Source organism: Pseudomonas sp. NY5710, assembly GCF_013305665.1.
Classification (GTDB): Bacteria; Pseudomonadota; Gammaproteobacteria; order Pseudomonadales; family Pseudomonadaceae; genus Aquipseudomonas; species Aquipseudomonas juntendi.
In genome coordinates this window covers 2661911-2682679 of the sequence record NZ_CP045554.1, presented here as the reverse complement: position 1 = coordinate 2682679, position 20769 = coordinate 2661911, and the positions used below count along the sequence as shown (strand labels likewise).

General features: G+C 54.1%; 17 protein-coding genes. 6 read left to right on the top strand and 11 right to left on the bottom strand.

Translation table 11 applies throughout. The annotated features are described in order from the left end of the window. Positions 1-24: 24 nt before the first annotated feature. Both GEV39_RS26525 and GEV39_RS12005 read left to right on the top strand, forming a co-directional pair. Positions 25-519, top strand: a complete 495-nt coding sequence (locus tag GEV39_RS26525; protein ID WP_502708016.1) for a methyl-accepting chemotaxis protein — start codon at positions 25-27, stop codon at positions 517-519. A 2048-nt stretch (positions 520-2567) separates the two neighbouring features. Next, entirely contained in the window at positions 2568-3851 is a 1284-nt protein-coding gene (locus tag GEV39_RS12005; protein WP_173889222.1) for a tyrosine-type recombinase/integrase, read from the top strand. A gap of 77 nt (positions 3852-3928) precedes the next feature. Here GEV39_RS12005 and GEV39_RS12000 read toward each other — a convergent pair whose 3' ends face one another. From GEV39_RS12000 to GEV39_RS26520, 9 genes are all read right to left on the bottom strand, one after another. Continuing rightward, on the bottom strand, positions 3929-5278 hold the full coding sequence (locus tag GEV39_RS12000) for a DUF6602 domain-containing protein (RefSeq protein WP_173889220.1): 1350 nt from the start codon (positions 5276-5278) through the stop codon (positions 3929-3931). Between the two features lie 165 nt (positions 5279-5443). Then, entirely contained in the window at positions 5444-6202 is a 759-nt protein-coding gene (locus tag GEV39_RS11995; RefSeq protein ID WP_173889218.1) for a hypothetical protein, read from the bottom strand. Then, positions 6177-7883, bottom strand: coding sequence for an ATP-binding protein (locus tag GEV39_RS11990; RefSeq protein WP_173889217.1), 1707 nt, complete (start codon positions 7881-7883; stop codon positions 6177-6179). Before GEV39_RS11990 ends, GEV39_RS11995 begins: the two co-directional genes overlap by 26 nt. A 144-nt stretch (positions 7884-8027) precedes the next feature. Next, positions 8028-9770 carry an ATP-binding protein gene (locus GEV39_RS11985; RefSeq protein WP_173889215.1) on the bottom strand — a complete coding sequence of 581 codons (1743 nt, stop codon included), beginning with the start codon at positions 9768-9770 and terminating at the stop codon, positions 8028-8030. Positions 9771-10126: 356 nt separating this feature from the next. After that, positions 10127-10585, bottom strand: a complete 459-nt coding sequence (locus GEV39_RS11980) for a cadmium resistance transporter (RefSeq protein ID WP_173889213.1) — start codon at positions 10583-10585, stop codon at positions 10127-10129. A gap of 37 nt (positions 10586-10622) precedes the next feature. After that, positions 10623-12386 (bottom strand): UvrD-helicase domain-containing protein, encoded by a 1764-nt coding sequence (locus tag GEV39_RS11975; RefSeq protein WP_173889211.1) that lies wholly within the window; start codon positions 12384-12386, stop codon positions 10623-10625. Then, the gene (locus GEV39_RS11970; RefSeq protein WP_173889209.1) at positions 12383-14206 is read right to left on the bottom strand and encodes an ATP-dependent nuclease; all 1824 of its coding nucleotides are present in this window, start codon (positions 14204-14206) and stop codon (positions 12383-12385) included. The genes GEV39_RS11975 and GEV39_RS11970 overlap by 4 nt, the downstream gene beginning before the upstream one ends. A 426-nt stretch (positions 14207-14632) precedes the next feature. Further along, the gene (locus GEV39_RS11965; protein WP_173889207.1) at positions 14633-14986 is read right to left on the bottom strand and encodes a hypothetical protein; all 354 of its coding nucleotides are present in this window, start codon (positions 14984-14986) and stop codon (positions 14633-14635) included. Positions 14987-15132: 146 nt separating this feature from the next. Beyond that, positions 15133-15411 carry an antitoxin Xre/MbcA/ParS toxin-binding domain-containing protein gene (locus tag GEV39_RS26520; protein ID WP_173889206.1) on the bottom strand — a complete coding sequence of 93 codons (279 nt, stop codon included), beginning with the start codon at positions 15409-15411 and terminating at the stop codon, positions 15133-15135. 501 nt (positions 15412-15912) lie between these two features. On the opposite strand from GEV39_RS26520, the gene GEV39_RS11955 reads away from it, so the two are divergent. The 4 genes from GEV39_RS11955 to GEV39_RS11940 all read left to right on the top strand — a co-directional run bounded on the left by GEV39_RS11955 (position 15913) and on the right by GEV39_RS11940 (position 19895). After that, a complete protein-coding gene (locus GEV39_RS11955; RefSeq protein WP_173889203.1) occupies positions 15913-16440 on the top strand; it encodes a (2Fe-2S)-binding protein in 528 nt (175 codons plus the stop codon). Beyond that, entirely contained in the window at positions 16437-17432 is a 996-nt protein-coding gene (locus GEV39_RS11950) for an FAD binding domain-containing protein (protein ID WP_173889201.1), read from the top strand. The genes GEV39_RS11955 and GEV39_RS11950 overlap by 4 nt, the downstream gene beginning before the upstream one ends. A 2-nt stretch (positions 17433-17434) precedes the next feature. Further along, the gene (locus GEV39_RS11945; protein WP_173891695.1) at positions 17435-19633 is read left to right on the top strand and encodes a xanthine dehydrogenase family protein molybdopterin-binding subunit; all 2199 of its coding nucleotides are present in this window, start codon (positions 17435-17437) and stop codon (positions 19631-19633) included. A 94-nt stretch (positions 19634-19727) separates the two neighbouring features. Then, a complete protein-coding gene (locus tag GEV39_RS11940) occupies positions 19728-19895 on the top strand; it encodes a hypothetical protein (protein ID WP_173889199.1) in 168 nt (55 codons plus the stop codon). Positions 19896-20021: 126 nt separating this feature from the next. Here GEV39_RS11940 and GEV39_RS11935 read toward each other — a convergent pair whose 3' ends face one another. Together GEV39_RS11935 and GEV39_RS11930 are read right to left on the bottom strand one after the other, a co-directional pair. Further along, positions 20022-20291, bottom strand: coding sequence for a DUF6555 family protein (locus GEV39_RS11935; RefSeq protein WP_173891694.1), 270 nt, complete (start codon positions 20289-20291; stop codon positions 20022-20024). Between the two features lie 142 nt (positions 20292-20433). Then, positions 20434-20640 carry a con-10 family general stress protein gene (locus GEV39_RS11930; protein WP_173889197.1) on the bottom strand — a complete coding sequence of 69 codons (207 nt, stop codon included), beginning with the start codon at positions 20638-20640 and terminating at the stop codon, positions 20434-20436. Positions 20641-20769: the final 129 nt, after the last annotated feature.

Here is a 20769-nt window from a genome sequence, read left to right as displayed (position 1 = left end):
GATGCCGCTGGCGTTGCATTTGATGTGTCGCAACGAACGGACTCTAGTGCCGAACACGGCGCTGTCGTGGTAACCCGAACGGTAGATACCATGCGGAGTATCGCTGAGCAAATGAAGCTAGCAACCGACAGCATCGAGGCGCTTGGCAAGCAATCTGCATTGATCAGTTCAATCGTTCAGACCATTGGTGGCATTGCGTCGCAGACCAACCTTCTTGCCTTGAATGCGGCGATTGAAGCAGCACGTGCCGGAGAACAGGGGCGGGGCTTCGCTGTGGTTGCTGATGAAGTCCGAAAACTCGCAGGCCATACGAGCTTAGCGACCGAAGAGATTATGAACGTTGTTCAGCAAAACCAGGCGCTCGCTACTGAAGCCGTCGCCGAGATGTTCAGCAGTCGGGCGAAAGCCGAGGAAGGCCTGGTACTGGCCAATCAGGCGGGTACTGTTATCCTCGAGATCCAACAGGGGGCAAAGCAAGTCGTGGAGGCTGTTGGCCGCTTCGCTAATGAAGTGAAATAGCCTCACCTTTTGAAATGGATCGCATGAGAGGAGTGGCCTCCATGCACGCCATAATCGGTGCGCTCATGGCTTGTAACTATCTGAATAGCTGCAAATCCATTACACGTTGAACGGTAGCTATGGAATAAAGCCGCAGCCAGGGTAATCTTGCCTGTCAGCGCCTCGTTCGTTGGGGCACAGCCACGTTCTGAAGGGGTCAATACGGGAGGGCTGAGCCTAATGCCATTCCGTTAAGTAATTTGGGGCCGCTTTGCGACCCTTCGCGGGCACGCCCGCTCCCACAGGGGATCGCGCATTTCTTGAGTTCAGCAGCAAACGTGTGGGAGCGGGCGTGCCCGCGAAGGGCTGCAAAGCAGCCCCAGTAAAGCTTAACTGACAGGCATTTGCGTCCGCCAACGGATTTGAGGACAGGATAACGGGCTTGGCTTCTGTCTTTGCTGATGGTGGCATGGTTAAGCGTTCCTCAGCCGGTAGTTATCCGGCTTTGGCTCAGACTCTGATCCTTGGCCTTGGCATATGGCACGTCAGTCGCTCACACAAGATGGCAACCTTGGAGCTCGCGCTCAACGCCCGAGTAATAGCGTATTTCTGGTCGTTTGCTTTTGGCGGCAGACTCTAGGAAGGAAGTGTAGACGGCCAAGAATCGATGCAGTGGCTGACCCAGCGTGAAGGCGCGTAGGTTGATTGAGACCGTTGCGGGATTTTGCCGATCGTCGTGGGAGCAACACACCTAGCGTGGTAGGTCTAAAATGCAAACATCGCTTACTCATCACTGCATCAGTCGACAGTCAGGGGTCACAGACGGAGTGAGTGATTGAGATTCTAGAGGTCGATCCAAGGCAGCAGCATTATGGTTTTCAAGGCAGGCATTCAGGGATGGCGGGGCTCCTGAAGCTGAGAAGGTACCTGAGCTGTGTAGTGCAAATGCTTGAATCGCCTAGTGTATGGTCAATTCGCACAAATTATGGTTTTCGGGTACTGGTGACATCATCCTGATATTTAGCAATCCAGTGGATTTAACATAATATGCATTATGCGCATCTTTGTATGGAGATGCCGCGGCGTGGGTGGGCAGATTTGAAGCCAGGCCCCTGGCCTCGTGTGACGATTGCGAAACTGCGGCACTAGAAATTTTGAAACCTGGGAATCCCTCGGAATACGCGAAGATTTAATGGGTTACGGAAAGAAATGGTTCTCTGGGTTTACAGTACTCGTGTCCCATAGCTTCGAAAAACGCTGTAAACCTGGGAATCTGGGTCAACCTCCAGAAAATTTCGCGTCGTCCAATTGGTACGCTCGCGTTCTGGATAGTCGAAAAGAACCTCAGGATCACTCAGTCGCTCATCGAAATTTGTAAGCCAAGCGTGAATGTAACTGGCGCGTCAGGAGAAAAGCTGGTGCTGACGTTATTAAACATATGATTTTCTCGTCCTAAAACGCGGCACAACGCTTAAAAATAGAGGGAGTTATCGGAAATAGCGGCCTCTAATATCTGGCTGCAATCGTCAGTAAGGCGTCTAAGTCAGTATTCTGGGTAACGCGCGAAAACATGGGGCAATGTTAGAAAAATTTTTAACCTTGGCACTCGACCAGCTCCGAAAATGTCAAATCCGATGCGGTCCGCGACCATTGCCCAGTGGACCTAGCGAACAGCGACTTTTAACCGATACAGAGCCGTTGTTACCCGTCAGACGGCCTTGTGCAGTGATCCCGTGAGATGCTTGAACTGCTCTGCTCCTCTGCACGCATGGCTTTGCGACTGTAAGGAGTAGTGTTTTATTTTGCTGTGACAGCTTTTATCTTTTTGGCGATATTAAATAGTGCGCTGGCCGTTCAGCAGTAGAAGCTTGCATTGAGTTGGTCATCTGCTACCCTTCGCCAACTTGCACTCTGGTAAGTCTTAGTGTTAACTACACTAAATATCCATTTAGTTGAGTTATAGGTGTGGCTTGTCAAGAAAGTGACCTTTGCACTCCCCCCAATATCCGATAACTTCCAGACCCGGATATTGCAAATTCCTCAGCGCCATCCTTTGTTCAGGTTGTCCCATGTCATCGTCACCACATCCGCTCTTCGAAAGTTACCGGCGCTTCCTGGAACTGAACTTCCAGCAGCTGACCGAAGAACAGCCGACGGTGCGAGACTACCTAGCGACCTTCCCCGAGTCGCTCAATGCGGCCGAGGGCTATGTCGCGGCGCGCGGCTTTCTGAAGTCCTACGCCGGGAATGAAGCCACCTTCAACTCTTACCGCACGCATGTCGAGCGTTTGCTGCTCTGGTCGCTGCTGGTGGCTGAAAAACCGCTGCTGGCCCTGCGGCGCAGCGATGCCGAAGCCTTTATGGAGTTCTGTCTCAAGCCTGCACCATCCTGGGTGGGTCCCATGGTGAAGTCGCGATTCCTGCGAATCGGCGGCCGGCTGAAAAGCCACGACGACACTTACCAGGTCAATCCCGCCTGGCGCCCGTTCAGCCAGACCGCGCCCAAGCGTGACAAACACCTGGACGAACCCGCAGTGCCGGGACGGCGCCGATACAAAATGGCCCAGGGCTCGGTGGCGCAAGTGTTTGCCGTCTGCGGCAACTTCTATCAGTATGCGATGGATGAGGGTTTGACCGAGGCGAATCCGTTCCGCGCCGTCAAACAGAAAGGTATCTATAAGCAGCGCAACACCCAGGAAGTGTCCGGCCGCGCCCTCACCCGCCTGCAATGGGACTATGTGATCGAGACGGCGGAAGAATTGGCCGAGGAGGATCCGGTCCACGAACGCACCTTGTTCGTACTGGCGTCGCTCTTCGCCATGTACCTTCGCGTGTCTGATCTGGTGGGCCGGGATAACTGGCAGCCGACCATGGGCGACTTTCGCCGGGATAGCAACGGCAACTGGTGGTTCCATGTCATCGGAAAGGGCAACAAGGCGGCGAAGATCAGCGTTCGCGACGAATATGTGGAGTGCTACTTGACGCGCTACCGCCGGCACCTGGGGCTGTCTCCCCTGCCCTCACCCCATGAAACCCATCCGCTGCTGTCCACGCTGCACGGCCGCAGTGGCTTGTCCAGTCGCCACCTACGCCTGCTGCTTCAGCAGGTCTTTGATCGAGCGCTGTTTAAAATGACGGCTGAGAGACGCCATGAGGACGAGATCGACAACCTGCGCTCCGCCTCGCTGCACTGGTTGCGTCACACCTCCGCGACATTCGACGCACCGTTTCGAGAAATGAAGGACCTCCAGGCGGACTTGCGTCACAACAGCCTGAGCACTACGCAGAACACCTACTACAACTCCCTGGACGAGCAGCGAGCGCATTCGGTTAAGCATCTAAAGCTGAAGTAAGCTGCCTCTAGCTTGCTCAACGCTAAAAGCTACGTAACTTTTCCCTTCAGTTCAGAGCAGTAGAAACGAAATCTTTCCTAAAAGCCGGAAAAATTATCTTCTCCGTTTAACCATTGTTGCGCCCCAAGTATGATGTTCTCCATCTGTTCTACTGCATGTTGCTCTGCATCACCCTCGTCATATGCAAAGTATGCTCCCCAGCTATCATCGCCATCCCTCAGATCTTTCACGCGCTTACTGAGCGTGTCTTCGCCGAGCATGCGCGTTAGATAGTCAATCTTAAATGGCTTCATTCCTCCAAATTTCAAGTGTGCCAACAGGCTCTGCATAAATAAACTGCATTGGCTTTCTAGCTCTGTTACGCTATTTTTTGAATACAATACGGGAACAAGTCGCTTCCTGTCATTACGTACATACTGAGTGTACGCAAATGCTTTTCCGATGACGCACGCACATGTTAGATGATGGAATGGGTGATGAATAACCTCTCCTGGACCTCCTTCCATTTGGGAGTTTATATCCGTATAAAAATCAGAGATTATTTTATAGATCGCCTCACTCTTTAATGAGCTTTCAAAGGAAAAAATACCTTTGAAGAAAGGAGGTTCGTTGTCATCAAAATATGAAGCCAAGCCTATAAGCTCAAGAGCTGAGTGGAGGCTTTTTGTTGTCAGATTTGTTTTTACCTCAATAACGGCGCGCACCGCTTCGGGCGGAACAATTACCAAGTCTCCCTCCCGAAAAATTGGAGCGTAGTCTATTCGGTCGTAAATCAATATGTCTATTTGCTTGGATAGACCATATATGAAGCCTGTTGCGATGTGGTAGCGCTCCGGAAGATGTTTTTTTAGCACGTTTTGCAGGAGGTTCTCGCGATATGTTCCGACTGTAGGTCCGTGGCTTATAATGCATCTGACGCGCTCACTCAATGACGCTAGCTCGGACGCAATCGTGGCAGAGAACTGCCGTTGTTTCTCACGTGCTGCTTGGGTTGGTGAAAACGATAGCGTAACCTTCGTGCCTTTTTGAAGAACTTGAATTTTGTTTGAAGCAACTAGGCAGCGCAAGATCCATGGCGCATGCTCGTCTTTGAATTTATACTTTTCTTTCCTTGCAATAATTTCTTCAACAACACTACCCAGCGGAAGATTTTTGTGTTTTGCTAAAAGAGCGCAAACCAAGTCTCCGACCATGCTCATGGACTCCGCAAGTCGCTCTTCCTTATTCGTTTTAAAAAGCACAAACGGATAAGGCCACAGGGCATGTTGCTCACTACGTGGAATTGTCCTACTGTTATCCTTGCCGAACAATTCGTTAAATGACTCTAACGTGATAATGTCTTTATTTATATTGCGAACTCTATACACAGTTGTTTGATCCCAAGGATCTAAGCTGTAGATGTATGCGCCAGAAAAATTTGGCTCCATAAAAACCTCAATAGAAAATAGTGTGCGCCAACTGGAAAGTACTAGAAATCATTAGGCATCTTATAGTCCGATGGGCAGCTCTCCGTTGCACAGATAATCCAGCAGTTCCTCAGAGCCTAAGACTGACCGGTAAAATACTGCCTCCCAGCAATTTACTGAGTTTTGTTACGCTGCAAATAAAAACATGCTGATAAACATCCTAAGCTGGCTCTCCTGCCCTCCTTGTCGAAGGTCGTGAGCAATTTTAAGAAGGTGCGTATACTTGGTCGTGCAGTAACTTAAGAAGCGCTTCTGGATATTTACGCCGGATGCGTGTTCCTTTACAAGCGACACAAAGGCTAAAGGTATATCTTCCTCAAACTCGAACACAAACGTAGGGCTTGAAAAATCCCCTTCAAATTTTACTTTGTAAAAGCTGAAATCGATATTGTCGAAGTAGCTATGAATAAACTTCTTGCTACCACCCTCTGTTAAGTAGCTAGTGCCTTTTTCCTCCTGGCATGTACTGCACATAGGGGTCAAATTCGCTAGAAGAACTGCGAATTCTGGGAAAGATGTCTTGGGCAAGTAATGATCTAAGGTGCCGGGTACGGTATGTGATCCGCAGCACGGGCAGAAGATCAGGCCGTGATCTCGCCGTAGCGACGACAACAAGCTATATTGAAACTGCGTTTCTTCTGGAGAGTAGAGATTTACTAAAGAAACTTTCCTTGCGTCGGCCTCCTCCTGAGAACTTGTGTAGTTTCTCAAATTTAAAGGGCTAGCTGTCATCGGACATCCGCCGCTAGAGATGTAAATTTCTGAAACCAGTAGCCAGTCCGGCTTTAGCAAATTATAAAAGTCCTTGTAACTTCTTCGCTCATCAGCAAGACGAGAGATGACTGCGAGCGAGTCTGTATTAGGAATTGGAATTCTGGCGACCATGAGTGCCCTCATAATTTAGTATCTTGACAACCAATTCTTCATTGACCTCTTTACCCAATGCGGCGATTAGCTGCCGGGGGTCGTCAAGCGCATCCAATTTAGCGGTCAGCCAGGTTTCGAAAGGCTTAGAAAACGAGTCATCACCAAATACGTATGTAGAAATTCTTTGCATATCGCCACCGAACGTTTCGAATGGAGGATGCACGATATCCAATCCGTCCGTGAGATTGCGAAATACATGTACGCATTTGGCTGGGGTTTCGCGGGCGATCGATAATGAGTGGGTAGCTAGCACAGCGCACGAGTTGAACGCTTGATTGATTTTCTTTAAAAGACCGATGAACTCTACCTCCAGCTTCGGATGCAAAAAAAGTTCGGGTTCATCAATGATGACCATTGAATCCTTCTTGATCTCCCCTACTACGTTAATGACTATGTAGCAGAAAAGCCTTTGACCCGAACTTAATGACACGCGCCTCCCTTCTTTCAAGAAAACTACGCCTTCAGTTTTCTGAATATTAGGCAATGCTCGCTCTACTTGGCTGAAGGTTTTCGGGATAATGTATCTGCGACCATCTATTTCACGTATCAGGATCGTTTCGAATGGGTTTGCGGAAAATCCTTCATCTAACTCAAATGCAAGCTCGTCGAAAGATATCGCTCCTGAAAGGATCTCGCATATGATGTCGACTTTCCCAATCCAGGTCTCTAAGAAATCGAAAGCATCGTCATCCTCAAATGCTTTGGTTAAAGACTCTACGGAATCTTTCGAGGGCAAATTTCTGTTGATACCAATCCTCTTTCGCCCTTCCTCTTCGATCTGATGCCTAAAGCCGAAATATCGATAAGCATCTTTGTCTTGAAGCTGCGTACCGTCTAGGTCTAGAGTAAACTCCTCAAATGGGCTATACGACACCAGGATGAGTTTTGAAATGTTTGGGTGATTACTGAATGGTTTCCAGCCGTTTAGGGACAATGGATCTCCGGTCCCGACGCCAAGCCAGTACTCCACCAAGGTCTTGAGACTATAGGACTTGCCAACGCCATTCGGACCAATTAATACGTTGATGTCGTAGGGAAGTACAGTTGAGTTAAAAGCAAAATCTATTGGCTGCATCGTGCCGTTCTGGCGGGGCAAGTACAGGCTAAAATCATTAATCTTTTTTGGCGCTGAATGCTCAAACACTCTCCAGCCATCTTGGAAGGCCTTTTTCGCACCAGCTTCTCTCATAAGAGAATTGGACCAGCCTTCAGATTGAAGGATAACTTGAAGCGCGGCTCTGTCTTCGGCGTTACTATTGCTCTGCAATAATCCTGCATCTCTAGTGAGTGCCAATATACGCTTCGACTCGTCCACGCCAACCGCGCTAATGAGGACCTCGTATAGGACAATGTCGCTAGGTATTGACACATAATTTGTCCCAGGTGGCGGGAAGACCCCATTCCAACCCGCGCTGACCAAATCATTGAAGTGTTGGTAGGTATTCTTTACTCCTGGCACTAAAATTTTTAACGCAAACTCATACAGGCAGATGCCATCTTTGAAAACGGCAGAATTAAAGGTGGTGCCAAATCCAAAATCGTCCCAGTTATTATAGGAAAGTACTAGCGCATTAGGTACTCCAGCAATTGCCAAAGGCGACTGCTTCCAGGTTCGGCCGGTTTGGTATATTACATCCAAAGCTTGCTCCTCCGATAAGTTTTTCAGTACGTTCTCGGCGTTTTGCTTTCTTGAGCCCGAGGTGATACTGGTTAAGCCCTACTGTGACCTATTAAAAATATTACAGCTGAATGGAAGCGGGATGTCTATCACATAGCGATCAAATTAATGAGCGCGTTGCAATTGCCACTCTATCTGTCGGCGTGCCGTTGATATGATATCGCTGAACAGAAGGTGCTTCACATCGGGCTCCATCTGAATCACGGGGAAATCACCAATTTTCCCACCGATCACTAAAACCTTAACCGGTTTCGCCGAATAATCTCTTAAATGGTGCCGATAGCGCGTGGCCTGCTGATAGTCATCATAGGTAAGTGGATGTGCTGGCCGTTTGAACTCAATCAGCAGGAACTCGCCCGTTAAACTCTCATTCAGCAGCAAGTCTGGACGGGTAGCTGCATCGCGCCCGTTATAGGTTTGGTTCAGCAGGTCCTCGACTTGACGCTTAAGCGTAGTATTTGAGCTGAACACAGTGAATGCAGCGCCGAGGATCCAGAGGTTATATTCGATAGCTCGGTGGACAGTAATTTCCAGGCAGGATTTGTCCTTGATCAGCTGCTCTAGCTCATCGAGGAACTGCAAGCGAGCTTTCGCTTGATCAACAAGGATGGCCATATCAGCCAGACCAAAACGCTCTAGGGCATCAGCCAGGTTACTGACGTCACCACGGTTCGCCTCTGCCAGATGCTCCATGATCAAGCGATACTCACTGCGCTCTACCGCCTCCAAGACCACATGCGCGAGCGCCTGCACCTTATGGGCTGGCTCGTCGTAGTACTTTTTCAGGACTTTTTTGATAGCCCGATCAGCATACTCGCGCTTGTGCTGTGGCAGCTTCTGTAGCCGTTGATCCATCGCCTTCTTCAAGCGAGCATGAGCCAGCCGCATCTCCATGCCGTGCGTCGCACGCAGAGCGTCAAGCAAACACTGCCGCACATATGTGATGACCTGAACGTAGGCCTCGCTGTTCTCAATCACGGAATCCCAACCTGCGGTGACATATTCCATGATGCCGTTAGCTTCGATTTCTCCGTAGAGCTTCTTCAAAAGACGGGTCGGGACCTCATCGCTGTTTTCAAGACCGAAATACCCAGGTTTTCCAACCGCCTTGCCATCCACTAGCAGCGTGATGCCAGGACGACGCAGCCCGCTTTTTTTGCTGCTGATGGTGAAACGCAGAACAACCGGACCAGCGTCAGGTAAGGTCGCTGAAAGCTCCTGGAAATCACCGTCGAGGTCATCAATATCTAGAGGCTTGCCGTTGATGATGATCTTGAAGTCTTTTTGCTGCCCGTACTCCATGATCAGTTCTTGACGCAGCCTATCCGCATTAGGGTATCGCAGGCCTTGGCGTAAGTGCGTTAGCGTCACCGAGGTGCCATGATCGTCCGTGCTACATTCTCTGACATCCAGTGGCAATGCTAGGCTCTCAATACCCGAGGCCGAGTTGAGGTCTTTCACGTTGAGCGTGAAAGCTATTTGCACTCCACGTGCTTTCGTGCTCAAGGTCATCGTCGAAGCACACATCAAGCCGGCGAATTTCCCTATGCCCTTCTTGCCTTTGATCATCCGCCGTTTCTTAGGCGTGCGACCACCAGCCCTCACGCGCCGATCTGACGCGATTTTCATGTACTGAAATTCGAGTTCTTGCCGCGTCATACCATTCCCATCGTCCTGCACAACGATTGGGGCGTCACTCAGGGGCGCTGGCAAGTCGATCGTCACGATCTCAGCATCAGCATCCCATGCATTGTCGATCAGTTCCTTGAGAGCTTTCTCGGTGGTTGAATAATCTTGCCCGAGCAGGGTTGCTAGCCTTGGGTCGACCTGAAAATTCGCCTGTTGCATTCCCTTGTCCATTCTGGAAGGTTATTGGTCCCGAACACTGCTCCAGTACTTTTCTGGCGCGCGCGAATAGTGGCCAAATCATGGCCGCAGAGAGGTATGTTAGCGATTACGATCACGGTAGACCAGCGAGTGGTCTGCCACGGGCTACGTCCGTGTAGGGGACAAGTCGGATCGCACCACCGCTCCCGCATAGATAGAATTTCGCTGCTAGGGCACAGGCTTGGCTGGATGGCAATTCAGTGACAGCTTCGATCGATGACTGCCGGTCGCCAACGGCCGCTATCGACCTGGGCTGTGTGAAAACCCAAGCGAATCTCTGAAGAGCGCGAGCGTACGTGGAGTCTGTAAAAGCTTGGCTATTCAGCTAACCCAGACTTCGCGCAGGAGCGCGAAATCCTGGTCATTTTATAATCAGTCGGAACGCGCCGAACGTTTTCACACAGCCTGGATCCCAAGCGGCCCTCTTTATTGCAATTGCAATACTCAATGGGCAAAAAACCGCTCAGGATTTCTAACCCGATTGCGATCAGCACCGCAGGCAACACGTAGTGGCCATAGCGTTCAACCTTTGCAGCCAGTGGTGGCAATTTCAGTAAGGCATGACCAAGGAAGCACCACAGCGCTGTCATTAACGCAAAGACGATGAAATAGGTAGGAATCACACCGGGGTCAGAAGCAAACAGGGGTACGTAGACGCCCGTGTTATCGCCCCCGTTTGAAACGGTCATCATCGTGATGTAGGTGAATGCAGCTTTTGACCCCATCAACCCAGGAGTGGCGTGTTCGTCGGCCTCATCAGGTCTGGTGAGCAGCATCAAACCCTTGTAGACCCCCAGCACCTTCCAGACGTCATCACAACCGATGATCGGACATGATCGGGCATCTCGGGAAAATGGGTTCAAGCATCAATACATAACACCTCGCACGCGTTATACCCACACGCAGAATTTTCCGGCTTCGATCGTAGGGAGCGACATCGTCGCGCCAGATCAGCGACGAGCGAAACTCCTTCGCCCCCTGCCTGATACTCTCTCGGACCAAGATCACCGCATCGAACTGTTTCCCCTTCGATTTGTGGATCGTCATGACGTGAATGCCCTGCGTGTCATCTCCTCCTGCGAGCAACTGATCTTGAACCAGCGCCGTGTCCAAACCGATGCGTGCCGTGGTGTATGCGCCAGTACTCATCCACATCTCAGATAGAGCGGCACTGATCCGCTTGCCGCGATTGAAAGCGATCAGATAGTCGAGTGCGCCCGCTACCTGCTTAAACTCATTCACGCCGGTTCGGTAAAGAAGGGTCTTCACCAAAATCCAATCTCTGCCCGGATCTCCCGTAAGCTCCAGCTCTGATGCGCCCTCTATGAGAGCTTCAGCACTCTTGGCGACCTTGGTCTTTGCGGGCGTGCCGGCAACGATGGTGGCGGCCCATTTCATATAGTTGGCAGCCTCTTTGAGTGCCGTAGCGCTTCCGCCAGATCTTCGTACTGAAGCGAGCAGTTGTAAGCATGTGGCCACGTCGGCCGCACGTTGGTCGCGCAGTTTAGGCTCTAGCAGAAACGCCGCCAGTCGAGCGGATAACAGAACCGAGGCCTCATCAAATAAAACCTTGTGAGGTATGGGCGTCGCTCCGCCGTTGAGGGCTGCCGAGATCTTCGCAACCCCACTGCCGGTGGTCGCTAGTATCGCCATATTCTCTACCCGCAGACCTTCAGCTTTAGCTCCCCGGTAGAAACGCGCGAGCGCTACTCGCATCCACTGAGCAGCATCATGTCGAGGATCGTACATCTGGCGGCCAACCCCGACGTATGGTGCCCTCCTTGGCGTCTTCGCCAAGATATCATTGCCGAACAGTGTGATCTCAGTCCCAGGGCTGCGGTTGTTGTCGGAGCCAAGGTCGATAAATACAGGCGCGAGAACTGCTTTGATATGGTCGATTCGCTCTGGACCAACACCCTCTAGATGATCGAAAATTTGCTGATCAAGATCGCCAAGGCAGATGATCTGGCAGTGACCGGCAAGCCTCTCGATACAGCTCCAAGCTGCGTCACCAGTATCCTGTGCCTCATCGACGATGATCACCGGATGAGTGTTTGCTACCAGTTCCCGAAGCAACTGGCATCGCTCAAGCAACTCACTGCACTTGGGAGCAAACCAGTCAAAGCAGATCCTGCCCTCCTCTGCAAACAGTCGCTCCCGCTCTTCCTGCCAAGCTAGCCAATTCGCGCTTGCCGGCTCACCCTTTTTTGGGGCCTTCAACCCACCTGATAACGCCTTCTCATCCTGGGGTAGTAGTATTTTGAGCTTGCCTTTGGGGGACCCAAGCAGGTATCCGTGGCTCTTGAGCAAGGACCAACAAAAAGAGTGAAAGGTTTGCAGACTCAGCTGCGATTGTACGCTTTTATCGACCAGAAGATTCGAGGCCTGTGCAACCCGAGCTACAGCCGCCCTTGAGAAGCTCAGAAACAGAATCGACTGACCTGGCTGTAAACCAGCGCCGATGATTTTCGTAGCCTTTTGGAGAGCAACGGTCGTCTTTCCACTGCCAGGCCCACCGACGATCAGAAGGTGGCCGTCCTCGTCTAGAATCGTCTGCCGCCGCTCACAGATGATCATAGGGCGCCTACCAGATCCTCTTCGTCCTCTTCACCTTCTTCCTCAGGCGGATTGTCACCGGGAACCCCCACCGGGCCAGGCTTCGGGAAGTCGTTGTACACGCGCGTAAGGAACTGCGTTATTCCTGGAGGCAGCTCGTGAATCGAGCACAGATCGATCAATCGCGCTGCATACCCGTTCCCTTTGTTGCTTTTAAGAGCCTTCAACATATTGGCCCTGACGCCATCATCACTCGGACGCTCAGCAGGAATTCCTAGATTGCCTTGATCACCAGACGCTCGTATCGCGCAGAGGAAGGTCCACTGATGGTCTACCGGCGTCTGCTCCACTAGCAACTGCTCGATGTTCGGTTGAGGTATTTCGTAAGGCACATCGAACGCGTCCGCGAACTTCTGATTTTCCTCCGGCTTGCGAGGTTTGAAGTCGTAGAAAGCGTAGGTCCGCAGCCCAAGGGCTTTAAAAAAAGCCCCGAAATTAGGGAGGGAGCCATCACCTTCGACCGGGAAGATGGTGATGCCAGCCAAGTCCAAGGCAAACCGTTCCGGGTCAGCTTGCTCCATTTTCTCCGCTACTGCGGACAGCGCACTGTGTTCGGTAATGCCCTCAGCAACGATCACCCCTGGACCAAGCATTGCCTCGGCCAAGCCCCTCCTGGCGTGACGCTTGTACATTTTCCCTTTAAGGGTCGTGCCTGCCGAAACCGTCGTCGATTCAACAGTCGCTTCACCATTACGCCGCAGGATGATGATCTGGGATGGGTCGAACCTCTCGATCACGTAAGGTGAATGTGAAGTCACAAAGCACTGGGTTGTTTCCTCTAGGAGGTACTTTGCAATGCGACGCTGTGTGTGGGGCGGGAGAGCTATCTCTGGCTCCTCCATCGCAAAAATGACGTTGTCTTTTTTTACCTCAGCAATGAAGGACAGCAACGCCAATACAAGAGTGTTCAGTGTGCCGGTGCCGACATGCTGGAACGGCACAGGTTTCTGATCCGCCGTGATGGAAAGGAAGAAAGACATCGTCTTGCGCAGATGCTCACGGGTCAGCTGCGATACGAACAGTTGAGTGGCCTGTCCAGCGCCGCCCACGGAAATGTATTGAGTGAGTCTTTCCTCGATGGAGTCGAGCACTGGGCGCAGATCGGTAGCATCAGAATCGATCGGAGGATTGAGTTCGCGAAGCCGCTTGATCGACTTCTCCCACAATCCGGTTCGGACACCTTGCAGGCGTAGAATGAGATCGAGCAACGAGCCCCGCTCAAGGCTTAACGCGCGCGAGCCTGTCCGAAGGGTTCTGAGATAGAGGAACCCGAACAAGCGCTTAACTGGCTTTCTCACGGGCTGAAGCTCGCCTTCGTCCAAGCTGGGGCTGTACGTAAAGAACGTGTTAGCTTCGAACTCATCCTCCTCTGGATTGTAGATGGCTTGGGTTTCAATCCTCAGGCACCGGACCACTTCGGGAGGGTTCGCCATATCCGCCTCACCTGGCTCCAGCAGCCGGTGTTCCTGCACGTTCCACAGCTCGGTGTGAGCCCCGCAGGTGCGCTCAATCTCGCCACTCAGATCTACCAGCATCACTTCAACCCTGATTTTTATCGGGGTCGCGCCATCGGCCTCAAGATACTCGGCATTGTAGAAATCGAACTCCTGGACTGGAGGGAAACGCGAAAGCCTATCGGGGCTTAGAACGAGGTCCAGCGCCTCGCAGATCGTGCTCTTACCGACGTTGTTCCCACCTACCAACAACGTATGTCCCTCAAACCAGAGGTCCGCTGATTTCACACCACGGAAATTCTCAATCTTGAGATTGATGACACGCATAATCGCAATTCCCTATGCCGGCTAGAAACTTAAGCTTGGCTCATCCGACCAAAGCTGCCTAGCCGGTTACGTGGAAAAATCGCAATCAAGAATTTCTGCTGCCACAGCCAGCAAGACCTTGCGAGGCAACCGCAGACTCGGTTGGTCAAAAAATCCAATTTGAACCCGCTAGTGTCTGGTCATGCAGCGATCGGAACAGCGTCCCGAGAGGTAGTCTAAGCCTTTTTACGTCTCAAAGCCCGGAGCTATGAGTACTGGATGCCCCTGACAAACGCGAGCGGTAGCTTGCGATCCGGCCCCAACGTGAATCGGATTTGTTCATACTCAAGCTGCCAAAGATGCGCGCTCCAGGTAGCGATTCGAGCACTTTGCGCAACGCAACTGCTTTGCCAGCGAAACATGAAAATCTAACGGCAGTAACATTAACTATGAATCATCCACGCTGTACCCCCACTCCTTCATTAGTTCGTCCAAAGCTAGTGAGATTCTCGATTCCGCCATCAATTCTGCTGGCGTGTAACTAAGAGCCACAGCAACTGCCATGCCGAACTTGTCCAGATCCGAAGGAGCAAATGGCCAAATCTGGATGTTCATAACGGCTGCGTCAAAAGGCTGGCACCGCTCAACTCTCTCAACAACACCGTTTATATCAAACCAATCGGCTATAGAAAGTGCATAGGTCTTCTGATACCCATCCGCAATCATAGTGTGTGAACTCAGGTAGGAATCACCAGCAGCTATGAGACGAGGATCACTAAAGCTCCTGACACTGAAAGACATCAATCTCGGGGATGAGACAACGCTTCGTACCAGATCAAAATCTACCATGCTTTGTCGAAATTCCCAGTCCAACCTCTGACGAAGGTAGGTCTCTAGCCCAGGATAACTGGCCATAACCGTGTGTGAATGGTAAAGCGCCTTGAGTTTCACACCACTACCCCACTCTCCAATCGTCGAATCAGCATATAGACTTGCTCACATCCTTCGCTCGAAGTTAAAAGTTCAAAGGCGCGCTGGCCACCTAGCCCGAGACAGTCCTGGTTGACCCAGCTGACCGAGTTATCCTTGAAGAACCAAAGCAAGAGCGCCACACATTTTACGTAGTTCTCGATGTAACCATTGTTACCATTGATTACTGAGTCGGACTCTTTTATCTCCCGGTGTAGATGACAACGGGTGCGTAGCCATCCTTGGTGCTCATCCATGCTCCCTTGAGTCATGGGCGCTTTCAAGCATCCAGCCTGGAAAGTGAGTCATTGAATGGTGCATCTTGATGGTGACTGCCGCCGAAGGTAGCTCATTCTTGAACGCTAGCGTGCAAACGTGAGCGTTAGCGATCACGGATGAGCTATCCCTAGCTCACCAGATGAGCTACCCTGCCCTTATTATATGACCTCAAGGAATAACTACGCTAAATATCCATTTAGTTGAGTTAACGTTGTAGTTCACCAATATACTGGCCCTTCCCCGCAAATACGTCAGCCACGGTTCGTGCCCTCGCCCGCTCATCCCTTCTTGGCTACCGGCCAGCAGCCCTGAGCTTCGCTCTCAGTCCCGCGGCTCACCACCATAACGCCTGCACGCGTCCCGCCATACCCGCAGCCACCTTTCCACGCCTGGCAAGCCGGTGGAACGTTTCTGCAACCTCCCGGGTCGCACAACAAAGACGCAGCCAACTGCGTGAACCCTGACCGTGAGGACCTTCCATGAGCGCGCTCTCTTCCAATGGGGCTGCAGAACACCCCATCTGCCTGACCCTCAATGGTCAGCCCCGAACCCTGGCTGTCCACCCGTGGACCACGCTGCTCGACCTGTTGCGTGACCAACTGGACCTGGTAGGCACCAAAAAAGGCTGCGACCACGGCCAATGCGGCGCCTGCACGGTGCTGCGCGACGGCAAGCGCGTCAATGCTTGCTTGACCTTGGCCATCATGTGCGACGGCGCAGACTTGGTCACCATCGAGGGGCTGGCCAGCGGCGATTTGCTGCACCCTATGCAACGCGCCTTCATCACCCACGATGCGTTTCAGTGCGGGTACTGCACACCTGGGCAGATCTGCTCTGCCGTCGGGCTTGTGCGTGAAGGACGTGCCGACTGCCGTGAGGCCATTCGTGAGCAGATGAGCGGCAACCTTTGCCGCTGTGGTGCCTATGGCAACATCGTCGCAGCAATCGAAGAAGCCCTGCCGCTGATGGCAGACCCGGATCAACCACAACGGGGGGCGAAGCCATGATGCCCTTCAGCTACCACAAGCCTGCGTCAGTCAGCGAAGCCGTGAGCCTGGCTGGCGATAGCGCGCGCTTTATCGCCGGGGGCACCAACCTGGTCGACCTGATGAAGGAGAACGTGGTGCGCCCCGAGCGCCTGATCGATATATCCGGTTTGGCGCTGGATGGGCTGCACCCCACTGCCAGCGGTGGGGTCATGATCGGTGCTCTGGTCAGCAATGCCGACCTGGCCTGGCACCCCATGATCGAGCAACAATACCCATTGCTGTCACAGGCTATCCTGTCGGGCGCTTCACCGCAGTTGAGAAACATGGCCAGCACCGGCGGCAACTTGCTCCAGCGCACACGCTGTTACTACTTCTACGATACTGGCACCCCCTGTAATAAACGTGAACCCGGCAGCGGATGCCCTGCTCGCAGCGGCCGCAACCGCATACACGCCATTCTCGGCGCCAGTGAGGCCTGTGTGGCCACTCATCCGTCCGACATGTGCGTAGCACTGGCAGCACTCGAAGCCGTGGTGCACGTAGAGGGACCGGCTGGCAAACGCCAGATCCCCTTTGCAGATTTCCATCGCCTGCCCGAGAACAATCCGGAGCGTGATAACCAGCTGGCAGCCGATGAGCTGGTAACAGCTGTAGAGCTGCCGCCGCCGCTGTTCGAACAGCATTACCGCTACCTGAAAATTCGAGATCGAGCCTCCTACGCGTTTGCGCTGGTGTCGGTCGCTGCGGCCTTGCGGTTGGATGGCGATGTAATTCAGCACGCCCGCCTGGCGCTGGGCGGTGTAGCGCACAAACCATGGCGCGACCCGGGTGTGGAAAGCCTGCTGGTTGGCCAGGTGCCTTCCGAGGCGCTGTTCGATAAGGCCGCGCAGGCGCTGCTTCAGGGCGCACAGCCGCTGAGCCACAACGGTTTCAAAGTAACACTGGCGCAGCGTGCAATCGTGCGTGCATTGACTGACGCGGCGCACAGTGCCGCTGGTGGGGGGGCATGACCATGGTCAACAGCAAATCTGTAGTCGGTACCCCACTGGACCGCGTGGATGGGGTGGCTAAAGTCACCGGCCAGGCACGCTATGCGGGCGAATACCCAAAAGACGGCCTGCTCCACGGCAGCGTGGTGTCCAGTACCATCGCCCGCGGCCGCGTAGTGCGCATCGACGCTACCCAGGCGCTGGGCGTACCCGGCGTTGTCGCGGTGCTCGACCATGGGCATCGTCCGCATATTTCCAGTTATGACGATGACTACAGCGACGCCGATGCAGCAGAGGGCGCACCCTTTCGGCCCCTGTTCAACGATCGAGTGCTGTACAGCGGGCAACCCCTGGCGCTGGTGGTGGCGCACACCCTGGAGGTGGCCCGGTATGCAGGCTCATTGATCCGGATCGAATACGCCGAGGAACCTCACGAGACAGACCTGGGCGCTACCAAGGCGTCGCATGTGGCGCCGGCGGAAACACCGGCCCCGCGTGGCGACTTCGCTGGCAGTTTCGCTGGGGCACCCGTGCAGGTCGATGCCACCTACCTGACTGCCAACGAGCACCACAACCCGATGGAGCCCCACGCCTCCACCGTGCACTACAAGCCCGACGGCAGCTTGGAAATTCATGACAAGACCCAAGGCACGCAGAACTGCCAGGACTACCTGCACAAGGTGTTCGGCCTGCCCAAGGCCCAGATCCGTGTGCACGCAGCCTTCGTCGGCGGTGCCTTCGGCTCGGGCCTGCGCCCGCAGTACCAGCTGCCCCTGGCAGTAATGGCGGCGCTGCATCTTCAGCGCTCTGTGCGCGTCACCCTGACGCGTCAGCAAATGTTCACGTTCGGCTACCGGCCCCGCACTGAACAGCGTTTGCGCCTGGGCGCAGGCGCAGATGGGCGATTGCTGGCAGTCGGTCACGATGGACTGGGGCAGACCTCGCGCTTCGAAGACTTCACCGAACACCTGGTGGAGTGGAGCGGTATGCTCTACCAGTGCGACAACGTTGAACTCAACTACCGACTCGCCTCGTTGGATGTGTACACCCCATTGGACATGCGCGCCCCTGGGGCCGGTTCTGGGGTGGTCGCGCTGGAATGCGCGATGGATGAGCTTGCCTGTGCCGCAGATATCGACCCCGTAGAGCTGCGCCAGCGTAATTTTGCCGCCAACAATGGCAACGAGGGCAAGCCCTACTCCAGCAAGGAGCTGCTGGCGTGCTACCAGCAAGGCAGTGAGCGTTTCGGTTGGCAGCACCGCAACCCGCAACCGCGCAGCATGCGCACTGGCAACCAGTTGGTCGGTTGGGGAATGGCGGGCGGCGTCTGGGAGGCCATGCAGATGAAGGCCAGCGCGAAAGCGCGCCTGGATGCCCAAGGCCACCTCACCGTCAGCAGCGCCACCACCGATATCGGCACCGGCACCTACACCGTCATGACCCAGATCGCAGCCGACGCTGCGGGCGTCAGCGTGGAGGATGTCACCTTCGTACTCGGTGACTCGTCCCTGCCCACCGCCCCCCTGCAGGGCGGGTCGTTCACGGTATCGTCGGTAGGCTCGGCTGTGCGCCAGGCTTGCCAGGTGTTACGCACAAAGGTGCTGGAGCATGCCCGCAATATGCATCCGCAAGTGGCGAGCGCAGCGCGGGAGGAGATCGTCTTCGCCGGTGGCTACCTGCACGCGGGTAGCTATCGCGTGGCCCTGGCAGATATCGTCGCCAGTGCCCCCGGCGCTGAGTTCGAAGTGCAAATCGACGCTGAGCCTGGTGCAAGGCGCCAACCGTTTTCCACGGCGACCCACTCGGCCGTGTTTGTCGAGGTCCAGGTTGACGAAGACCTCGGCATGATCAAGGTCACCCGAGTAGTCAGCGCCGTGGCGGCGGGCCGGGTCGTTAACCCGAAGACTGCACGCAGCCAGATCCTGGGCGGCGTGGTGTGGGGTATCGGCATGGCTCTGCACGAAGAGGCCTTGACCGACCATGGCCTGGGTCGCATCGTCAATCACAACCTTGCGGAATACCACATCCCGGTCAACGCGGACTGCGGTGATATCGACGTTATTTTCGTTGAGGAGCACGACGATGTCGTCAATGAGCTGGGGTCGAAGGGTGTGGGCGAAATTGGCGTGGTCGGCGTGGCTGCCGCAGTGGCGAACGCCATCTACCACGCCACCGGCAAACGTGTGAGGGAGTTCCCGATCACACTCGACAAGGTGCTGTAACCCGAAACCCGTGAGAAGCATGCGATGGGCGAGGCTGGATCGCCCATCGCGGCGCACCATCAACACCATTAACCAAGACCTGGAGGATGATGCAATGAGTACTGCACTGCGCATGGGCGGGGGCAACGCCCAGGACGACTGGCCGGAGCTTGAGCCAGAAAAGCGTAACGACCAGGTCGATGACCCGGATACCGACCCGAATGTGGGCGATGACGACGATCGCCCGGGTGTACCCGCCAGCGATCCGGAGTCCGGGGCCTGAATCGTTTACTGCCAGCGGGTTAAGGGGAGCGGCTGCAGTCCGCTGCCCTTGTTTCTCAGTTGAATCGGCAATTGGAACTGGGGCCATCTGCGGGCGGAGGGAGCCACGCCAGCCCGAGCGCTGCCGTTAGACAATTGCCGCAGGGTCGCCCACCGAGTGATTCGGTTTGCTTCCTGACAGACGCCAGCTCACCCCAGTAATCCCATACCGTTCGGCCATCGGGCGGCTGACCTTCCTGATCTTTTCACGCCCGAATTTGGGGATTATGCCAATGCCCGCATCGCAACTCGCCCAATGCCAGGCTTCGGCATTGTCCAGGCGGTCCAGGCGAATGATGAAACTGCGCGGCTGACCATGTAGTTGGTAATCAATGATGAACAGCTGTGGGGCAGGCATCGCAGGGGCCTCCTCTTCTCCATGGATGACACCCTGATTGATCGGGGCAGGACCAGAAGATTCAAAAAAATATCGATCGACGGGCACCAGCGGCGCCCGGGCGGCGTGCGCCTACGGGCACACTACCGTTCGCGCAGTACCTTCACTCGCTGCGAGTGCCGTGGCTCTTCTGGCCACCTTTGCGTCCGGCTTCCGATGCCCGCTGGCGATCATTGGCGAAGTTGCCGCCCGAAGCTTGGCCGCCTTTGTGCCCAGCGCGCGATGCACGCTCACGGTCGTTGGCGAAGTTGCCCGGGTTTGTTTCTTTGGTACCGCCGCGCTGGCGGGTACGTTCCTGATCTTGCGCCATGTGGTTTCTCCTTGCGATAAATACGCGGTTGCGCAACCTGTGCGTTCATGCAGTGCACGCACGGAAGGTTGCCCATGTTCATATTCCGAACCTGCAATCACCCGCTTGTCTCACACGCTTCACGGGCAG

Excerpts from the sequence above, each read along its gene's own strand:
- GEV39_RS12005 (WP_173889222.1), top strand. The coding sequence starts at position 2,568 with ATGTCATCGTCACCACATCCGCTCTTCGAAAGTTACCGGCGCTTCCTG.
- GEV39_RS12000 (WP_173889220.1), bottom strand. The coding sequence starts at position 5,278 with ATGGAGCCAAATTTTTCTGGCGCATACATCTACAGCTTAGATCCTTGG.
- GEV39_RS11995 (WP_173889218.1), bottom strand. The coding sequence starts at position 6,202 with ATGGTCGCCAGAATTCCAATTCCTAATACAGACTCGCTCGCAGTCATC.
- GEV39_RS11985 (WP_173889215.1), bottom strand. The coding sequence starts at position 9,770 with ATGCAACAGGCGAATTTTCAGGTCGACCCAAGGCTAGCAACCCTGCTC.
- GEV39_RS11980 (WP_173889213.1), bottom strand. The coding sequence starts at position 10,585 with ATGCTGCTCACCAGACCTGATGAGGCCGACGAACACGCCACTCCTGGG.
- GEV39_RS11975 (WP_173889211.1), bottom strand. The coding sequence starts at position 12,386 with ATGATCATCTGTGAGCGGCGGCAGACGATTCTAGACGAGGACGGCCAC.
- GEV39_RS11970 (WP_173889209.1), bottom strand. The coding sequence starts at position 14,206 with ATGCGTGTCATCAATCTCAAGATTGAGAATTTCCGTGGTGTGAAATCA.
- GEV39_RS11965 (WP_173889207.1), bottom strand. The coding sequence starts at position 14,986 with ATGTCTTTCAGTGTCAGGAGCTTTAGTGATCCTCGTCTCATAGCTGCT.
- GEV39_RS26520 (WP_173889206.1), bottom strand. The coding sequence starts at position 15,411 with ATGGATGAGCACCAAGGATGGCTACGCACCCGTTGTCATCTACACCGG.
- GEV39_RS11955 (WP_173889203.1), top strand. The coding sequence starts at position 15,913 with ATGAGCGCGCTCTCTTCCAATGGGGCTGCAGAACACCCCATCTGCCTG.
- GEV39_RS11950 (WP_173889201.1), top strand. The coding sequence starts at position 16,437 with ATGATGCCCTTCAGCTACCACAAGCCTGCGTCAGTCAGCGAAGCCGTG.
- GEV39_RS11945 (WP_173891695.1), top strand. The coding sequence starts at position 17,435 with ATGGTCAACAGCAAATCTGTAGTCGGTACCCCACTGGACCGCGTGGAT.
- GEV39_RS11940 (WP_173889199.1), top strand. The coding sequence starts at position 19,728 with ATGAGTACTGCACTGCGCATGGGCGGGGGCAACGCCCAGGACGACTGG.
- GEV39_RS11935 (WP_173891694.1), bottom strand. The coding sequence starts at position 20,291 with ATGCCTGCCCCACAGCTGTTCATCATTGATTACCAACTACATGGTCAG.
- GEV39_RS11930 (WP_173889197.1), bottom strand. The coding sequence starts at position 20,640 with ATGGCGCAAGATCAGGAACGTACCCGCCAGCGCGGCGGTACCAAAGAA.